At 68.2% G+C, this 7,496-nt stretch carries 8 protein-coding genes; 2 read left to right on the top strand and 6 right to left on the bottom strand.

The features are described from left to right. Positions 1 to 1,836 (bottom strand): Clp protease N-terminal domain-containing protein (locus tag JWP83_RS24845; protein WP_297736391.1); only part of this gene is annotated, 1,836 nt, incomplete at its 3' end. Between the two features lie 255 nt (positions 1,837 to 2,091). Between JWP83_RS24845 and JWP83_RS24840 the strand changes: the two genes are divergently transcribed. Both JWP83_RS24840 and JWP83_RS24835 read left to right on the top strand, forming a co-directional pair. After that, positions 2,092 to 3,270, top strand: a complete 1,179-nt coding sequence (locus JWP83_RS24840) for an FAD-binding oxidoreductase (protein ID WP_297736388.1) — start codon at positions 2,092 to 2,094, stop codon at positions 3,268 to 3,270. Positions 3,271 to 3,283: 13 nt separating this feature from the next. After that, positions 3,284 to 4,174, top strand: coding sequence for an aldose 1-epimerase (locus tag JWP83_RS24835; protein WP_297736383.1), 891 nt, complete (start codon positions 3,284 to 3,286; stop codon positions 4,172 to 4,174). A gap of 11 nt (positions 4,175 to 4,185) precedes the next feature. Here the strand turns inward: JWP83_RS24835 and JWP83_RS24830 are convergent, their stop codons facing one another. The 5 genes from JWP83_RS24830 to JWP83_RS24810 form a co-directional block, all read right to left on the bottom strand. Then, complete coding sequence (locus JWP83_RS24830) at positions 4,186 to 4,722, bottom strand: hypothetical protein (protein WP_297736380.1); 537 nt, start codon at positions 4,720 to 4,722, stop codon at positions 4,186 to 4,188. Positions 4,723 to 4,749: 27 nt separating this feature from the next. Continuing rightward, a complete protein-coding gene (locus tag JWP83_RS24825; protein WP_297736377.1) occupies positions 4,750 to 5,151 on the bottom strand; it encodes a helix-turn-helix domain-containing protein in 402 nt (133 codons plus the stop codon). Then, positions 5,151 to 6,338 carry a molecular chaperone DnaJ gene (dnaJ, locus tag JWP83_RS24820; protein WP_297736374.1) on the bottom strand — a complete coding sequence of 396 codons (1,188 nt, stop codon included), beginning with the start codon at positions 6,336 to 6,338 and terminating at the stop codon, positions 5,151 to 5,153. The genes JWP83_RS24825 and dnaJ overlap by 1 nt, the downstream gene beginning before the upstream one ends. A 75-nt stretch (positions 6,339 to 6,413) precedes the next feature. Beyond that, positions 6,414 to 7,085 carry a nucleotide exchange factor GrpE gene (grpE, locus tag JWP83_RS24815; RefSeq protein WP_297736370.1) on the bottom strand — a complete coding sequence of 224 codons (672 nt, stop codon included), beginning with the start codon at positions 7,083 to 7,085 and terminating at the stop codon, positions 6,414 to 6,416. Next, positions 7,082 to 7,496: Hsp70 family protein (locus tag JWP83_RS24810; protein ID WP_297736367.1), on the bottom strand; the 415-nt coding region annotated here is incomplete at its 5' end. The genes grpE and JWP83_RS24810, both read right to left, overlap by 4 nt.

Here is a 7,496-nt window from a genome sequence, read left to right as displayed (position 1 = left end):
GCCGACGCCGGTCGGGCCGAGGAACATGAACGAGCCCGTCGGACGGTTCGGGTCAGCAACGCCGGCCCGGCTGCGGCGCACGGCGTCAGACACGGCCTGCACGGCCTTCTTCTGACCGACGACGCGCTTGCCGAGTTCGTCCTCCATGCGCAGCAGCTTGGCCGTCTCGCCCTCGAGCATCCGGCCCGCCGGAATGCCTGTCCACGCCGACACCACGTCGGCGATGTCGTCTGGCCCGACCTCCTCCTTCAGCATGACGTCCTCGCGGGCCTCGGCGTGGGGCAGCGCGGCGTCGAGCTTCTTCTCCAGCTCGGGGATGCGGCCGTAGCGCAGCTCGGATGCCTTCTCCAGATTGCCGTCGCGCTCGGCCCGGTCGGCCTCACCGCGCAACGTCTCCAGCTGCTCCTTGAGCTCCCGCACCACGTCGATGGCGCTCTTCTCGTTCTGCCAGCGGGTGGTCAGCTCGGCCAGCTTCTCCTTCTGGTCGGCCAGCTCGGCGCGGAGTTTTGCCAAACGCTCCTCGGATGCTGCGTCTTGTTCTTTGGCCAGCGCCATCTCCTCGATCTCGAGGCGACGCACGATGCGCTCGACCTCGTCGATCTCGACGGGACGGGAGTCGATCTCCATCCGTAGCCGCGACGCGGCCTCGTCGACCAGGTCGATGGCCTTGTCGGGCAGGAAACGGGCGGTGATGTAGCGATCGGACAGCGTGGCCGCCGCGACGAGCGCGGAGTCGGTGATGCGCACCCCGTGATGCACCTCGTAGCGGTCCTTCAGCCCGCGCAGGATGCCGACGGTGTCCTCCACCGACGGCTCACCGACGAACACCTGCTGGAAGCGGCGCTCCAGCGCGGCGTCCTTCTCGATGTACTTGCGGTACTCGTCGAGCGTGGTGGCGCCGACCAGTCGCAGCTCGCCGCGCGCCAGCATCGGCTTGATCATGTTGCCGGCGTCCATCGCGCCCTCGCCGGTCGCGCCGGCCCCGACGATGGTGTGCAGCTCGTCGATGAACGTGATGATCTGCCCGGCGGAGTTCTTGATGTCGTCGAGCACGGCCTTGAGCCGTTCCTCGAACTCCCCGCGATACTTGGCGCCGGCCACCATCGAGCCGAGGTCCAGCGCGACGACGGTCTTGTCGCGCAGGCTCTCCGGGACGTCGCCCGCGACGATGCGCTGCGCCAGGCCCTCGACGATCGCGGTCTTGCCGACGCCGGGCTCGCCGATGAGCACCGGGTTGTTCTTGGTGCGACGGGACAGCACCTGCACGACCCTGCGAATCTCGTTGTCGCGCCCGATGACCGGGTCGAGTTTGCCCTCGCGGGCCTGGCCGGTCAGGTCGGTGGAGTACTTCTCCAGCGCCTGATAGGTGGTCTCCGGGTCCGGGCTGGTGACCCGCGCGCTGCCACGGACCTTGACGAACGCCTCCCGCAACGCTTGCGGGGACGCGCCGTGGCCGGTCAGCAGTTTGGCGACGTCGGAGTCACCCGTGGCCAGCCCCACCATCAGGTGCTCGGTGGAGACGTATTCGTCGTCCATCTCGGTGGCCAGCTGCTGGGCGGTGGTGATGGCGGCCAGCGACTCGCGCGACAGCTGCGGTTGCGCGCTGGCGCCGCTGGCCTGCGGCAGGCGGTCGAGAATCCGCTCCGCTTCGGCGCGGATGGTGGCGGGCTCGACGCCGACGGCCTCGAGGAGCGGCGCGGCGATCCCGTCGTTCTGCGTCAGCAGCGCCAACAGCAGATGCGCGGGCCTGATCTCGGGGTTGCCGGCGGCCGAGGCCGCCTGCAGGGCCGACGTCAGGGCCGCCTGCGTCTTGGTTGTCGGGTTGAAAGAGTCCACGACGATCTCCGTTTGGGGTTAGGAAGGATGTCCAAAAAATGCTTGTCGCCTTTTCCAACTGCGTCAAGGTTGAGTCTGTTCCGCTCAACCTTAGCAAATTTTTACCCACCTGGCGGGGAGGCTAGATCGCGGTCCCGTTGTTGCCGCTCCTGCCGAACAGCAGCCCGCCGGTGCCGCCGATGCCCGGGGCCCCGGTGCGCACGGTTTCACCGCGAGACCGCCTACCCGGCCGCGCCGACTCTAGAATCGGGCCCCGTGAGCCTGGAGGACCGTGACGCGTTGCGGGTGCTGCGCGACGCCTTCGCGCAGGACGACTCCGGGCCGGGCAAGAACAACGAACTCGTCCGACGGTTCTACACCCACTGGTTTGCCCTCGACGTCTCGGTGCGCGACCTGTTCCCACCCGAAATGGACGGCCAGCGAGCCGCTTTTGCGCACGCCCTGCACTGGGTTTACGGGGAACTGGTCGAGCAGCGCGCGACCGAGCCGGTGGCCTTCCTCGCCCAGCTCGGCCGGGATCACCGCAAATTTGGTGTGTTGCCGAGCCATTACGACACATTGCATCGCGCGCTGTATGCGACGCTGCGGACCCACGTCGGCGACGGGTGGACCGATGCCGTCGAGGCGGCTGCCAACCAGTCGCTCAACCTGATCATCGGAGTGATGCGCGGGTCCGCCGACGCCGACGAGGGACCGGCCTGGTGGGACGGCGCGGTCATCGAGCACGTGCGCGTCTCGCGCGACCTGGCCGTCGTCCGGCTGCAGCTCGACCGCCCGATGGACTACTATCCCGGCCAGTACGTCAACGTCCACGTTCCGCAGTGCCCGCGCCGGTGGCGCTATCTGAGCCCCGCGATCCCGGCCGACCCGGGCGGCGGGATCGAGTTCCACGTCCGACAGGTCCCCGGCGGCCTGGTCAGCACCGCGATCGTCAACGAAACCCGGCCCGGCGACCGGTGGCGGTTGTCCAGCCCGCACGGCGGCCTGCGGATCGACCGGGACGGCGGGGACGTGCTGATGGTCGCCGGCAGCACCGGGCTGACACCGCTGCGGACGCTGATCATGGACCTCAGCCGCTACGCGGTGAACCCGCGGGTTCACCTCTTCTTCGGCGCCCGCTACCGCTGCGAGCTCTACGACCTGCCCACCCTGTGGCAGGTCGCCCAGCACAATCCCTGGCTGTCCGTCTCACCGGTCTCCGAGTACGGCCGCGACCCATCGTGGGCCGCCGACTATCCCGACGTCACGCCGCCGCGCGGCCTGCACGTGAGCCAAACCGGCCGCCTGCCCGACGTGGTGACCAAATACGGTGGCTGGGGCGACCGGCAAATCCTGATCTGCGGCGGACCGGACATGGTCCGCGCCACCAAGGCCGCCCTGATCGCCAAAGGGGCGCCGCCCGAACGCATTCAGCACGATCCACTGTCCAGGTGAACCGAGGTAAGCCATGCACGTCGTGACCCTGACCGACCCGTCATCGCCGGTGGCGGCGCAGTTCGTGCCGGAGGCGGGCATGATCGGCACGTCGCTGACCGACTCGGGCACCGAACTGCTCGGCCAACGTCGCGGCCTGCAGGCCTATGTCGAGGCGGGCAAGACGATGGGAATCCCGATCCTGTATCCGTGGGCAAATCGATTGGGCGGCAACACGTATACGGCCGAGAACGTGACGGTGACGCTGACGCCCGGGGAGAACGGTGTTCGTCCCGACCCCAACGGGTTGCCCATCCACGGCACCCTGGCCGCCTACCCGGGCTGGCGGGTGACGACGCAGTCGGAGAACGAGCTGACCGCGGAGGTCGACTTCGGCACCGACCCGAGGCTGCTGGCCAGCTTCCCGTTTCCGCATGTGCTCGCGGTGGCAGTGCGGCTGGCCGAACGGGCGCTGACGGTGCGCACCACCGTCACCGCAACCGGCGACACCGCGATTCCGCTGTGCTTCGGCTTCCATCCCTACCTGCACCTACCCGACGTCCCCCGCGGCGAGTGGATGATCGAGACGCCGCCGCTGCGGCACTTGCGGCTCGACGAGCGGGGGCTGCCCACCGGCGAATCCGAACCCCAGCTGGCGAAGGAAGAAGCCTTGGGCGACACGGCTTTTGACGACGCCTACGACCAGGTCGGCGACGGTGCGGTGTTCGCGGTGTCCGGCGGCGGGCGCGGCGTGGAGGTGCACTTCGAGCGGGGGTATCCGGTGGCGCAGATCTTCGCCCCGCTCGCCGAAGACGTGGTGTGCTTCGAGCCGATGACCGCGCCGACCGATGCGCTGCGTCGCGGCGGCTACCCGTGTGCGCGTCCGGGGGTGCCGGCGATCACGCAATTCTCGATTCGGGTGTGAGCGTGCTTGTTTCACCACCGCAGCATTGGGAAGGGCCGAAGCGGGTGCCCTGCTGCGTAGCGGATAAGGCCTTTGGCGAGGAATGCGTGGAAGCCGCAATAGGGCAGCTCGGTGACAACGGATCGGATGGACGGGCGGCCAATCCGGTCACTCAACAGACCATGGCTCACGTCGATACGGTCAGCCCTCCGAAAGGTTTCGGCCGTATGATCGTGCGACGGTCGCAGCCGGTGGTGTTCGACGATCAGCCTGCGTACGTCGTCTACGTTGTCGATGCCGAATTCTTCGGCGTGCGCCGCTGCCAGGTCAGCGGAAGGCGTGAGGTAGTCGAATGTGCGCGCGGTCCAGATGCCGAGATCGTGTGCGGCCCAAGCCAGAACGGCGAAGTCCGGGATCGGACCGGCGATGAGCTGGTTGTGATAGTTGATGCAGCGATAGACGTGATTGCGGTAGGTGAGCAGCTGGCCACCCAGCTCGCGTTGATATCGATGTAGCAGGGTTTCGACGACCGGGTGATTGGTAACCACTTCCATGCCGCGACCAGTCATGAGAATCGTCGAAGACGGCGCCGCGCGCTAGCGCGGCTTTCGCGGCTTTCGGGGCTGCCAGACAACCAGCGCGGTGCTCTTGGGCACCACGGCCACGTCGCGGCGCTGGTTGGCGCGCAGCACCGCCAACTCCTCGGACATCTCCCGCAGCCTGGACTGCAGTGCCTGAACCTGATTGGTCAGCTCGATGATGCGCTTGATGCCGGCGAGATTGACGCCCTCGTCCTGGGAGAGCCGCTGCACCTCGCGCAGCAGATCCACGTCGTGTTCCGAATAACGCCGTCCCCCACCGGAAGTGCGCCTCGGGCTGACCAGCCCGAGGCGGTCGTAGGTGCGCAGTGTCTGCGCATGCATGCCGGCCAGTTCGGCCGCCACCGAGATCAGGAAGGTCCGGGCCTCCTCTTTGGGATTCCTCGAGCCTCTGGCCATCAGCGGTTACCTGCCCATCCCGCGCGCGGATTGAAACCACTGGATCGCTCGGCCGCGGCATAGGCCTCCAGCGCTTCCTGGGCGGCGCCCTCCACGTTCGGCGGCACGGACACCTTCACGGTGACGAGCAGGTCGCCGTTGCCGCCGCCGCGCTTGGGCACACCGCGTCCGCGCACCCGCAGGATCCGGCCGTCGGCGGTGCCCTTGGGCACCCGGACACCGACCTTGCCATCCAGCGTCGGAACCGAAAGCGTTGAACCCAAAGCTAATTCGGTGAAGCTGACGGGCACCGTCACGGTGAGGTCGTCGCCGTCTCGGGCGAACACCTTGTCCGGCCGCACATGCACCGTCACATACAGATCGCCCGACGGCGCACCGCGCAACCCGGCCTCGCCCTGCCCCGGCAGCCGGATCCGCTGTCCGTCCTCGACACCGGGCGGGATCCGCACGTTGATGGTGCGCGTGCGGGTGGTCACGCCGGTGCCTTTGCACTCGTCGCATGGGTGCTCGATGATCGAGCCGCTGCCCCGGCAACCGGTGCAGGGCTCGGAGAAGCCGAACGCGCCCTGGTTGCGGTTGATCACGCCCGAGCCGTTACAGCTGGGGCACACCTTCGGGCTGGTGCCCGGGCGCGCGCCGCTGCCATGGCAGTTGGTGCAGGGCGCGGGGCTGGTCAGCCGCAGCGGCATCGCCACGCCCTTGGCCGCCTCGACGAAATCCAGCTCGGTCTCGGTCTCCAGGTCGTTGCCGCGCCGCGGCCGGCTGGGACGGGGAGTGGCGCCGCGTCCGAACAAGCCGCCGAACAGGTCACCGATGTTGGCCCCGCCGCTTCGGCCGGCGGCGTCGAATAGGTCGCTGAGGTTGAACTCAGCGCCATCAGAGCCAACGCCACCGACGTTGAAGTTGAAGCCGCCGCCACTGTCGAACTTGCGGCCGCCGAACCCGCCGCCCGCGAACAGGCGGCGGGTTTCGTCGTACTCCTTGCGCTTGGCCGGATCCGACAACACGTTGTGCGCTTCCGACACCGCCTTGAATCGTTCGCCGGCGGCCGGGTTGTCGGGATTCGCATCCGGATGCAGGTCACGCGCCAGCTTGCGGTATGCGCGCTTGACCTCTTCCGGGCTGGCGTCAGAGGAGACGCCCAGCTCCTTGTAGAAGTCCTTTTCGACCCATTCACGCTGGGCCATGCCGCGTCACCCCCTCTCACCTGTCTCTATCTATTTGTCGTATTTGATTGTCGTGCGTCGTAGTTAGTTTTCTACCTAGGCACCGGAGGCGTCGACGTTATCGTCCGTGTCGGGCTGTTGGGTTTCGGCTGGATCGGCCCCAGGGACCGTTTCTTCGCCGTCGCCCGCGACGGTGTCGACGACCCCGACCAGAGCGTGCCGCAGCACCTGGTCGCCCAGTTTGTAGCCCTGCCGCATGACGGTGCCGATCACTGGTTTGGAGCCGTCGGCGCCATCGCCCTCGTGCTGCACGGCCTCGTGTAGCACCGGGTCGAAGTCCTCGCCCTCCTCGCCGAACGCCGTCAGGCCGAGGCCGGTCAGCGCGCTGTCCAGCTTGTCGGCGACCGACCTCAGCGGGCCGGATTCCAGGTCGCCGTGCTTACGCGCCCGATGGAGATCGTCCAGCACGCCGAGCAATTGGCTGACCACGGCGGCCTTGGCCCGGTCGGCGGCGGCCTGCTGGTCACGCAGGGCCCGCTTGCGGTAGTTGGTGAAGTCCGCCTGCACTCGTTGCAGATCGGCGGTCAGCTCGGCGACCTTGGCGTCTGTCCCAGCGGCCGCGCCTGTACCGGCCGCGGCGGGCCCTCCCGGCTCAGCGCCGGGAGGGACGTGCCGGACTTCGCCGGTCTCGGGGTCGATGCGCCGCTTGTCGGTGACGGTTATCTGTTCCTGTGGGTTGCCTTCGGTCTTTTGATATCCGCCGGTCACTTGGCCTCCCGGTCGTCGTCGACCACCTCCGCGTCCACAACGTCATCGGCCGAGCCGGACGCGCCGCCGGGCTCGGTGCCGCCAGGGCCACCGCCCTGGCCGCCCTCGGCCTGGGTGGCCTCGTAGATGGCCTGTCCGAGCGCCTGGGACTCCTGACCCAGCTTCTCCATCGCTGACTTGATCGCGGAGATGTCGCTGCCACCCAGTGCCGACTTGGCTTCCGCCACCGCGGCGTCCACCTTGTTCAGCGTGTCCTCGGGGACCTTGGAGCCGCCCTCGGCCTCGCGTTGTTCCTTGACGAATTTCTCCGTCTGGTACACCAGCGTCTCGGCCTGGTTGCGGATGTCGGCCTCCTCGCGGCGCTGACGGTCCTCCTCGGCGTGCGCCTCGGCGTCCTTGATCATCCGGTCG

The organism is Mycobacterium sp. (assembly GCF_025965855.1).
In the GTDB taxonomy this organism is placed as follows: Bacteria; Actinomycetota; Actinomycetes; order Mycobacteriales; family Mycobacteriaceae; genus Mycobacterium.
This window is presented reverse-complemented; position numbering and strand designations above follow the sequence as displayed.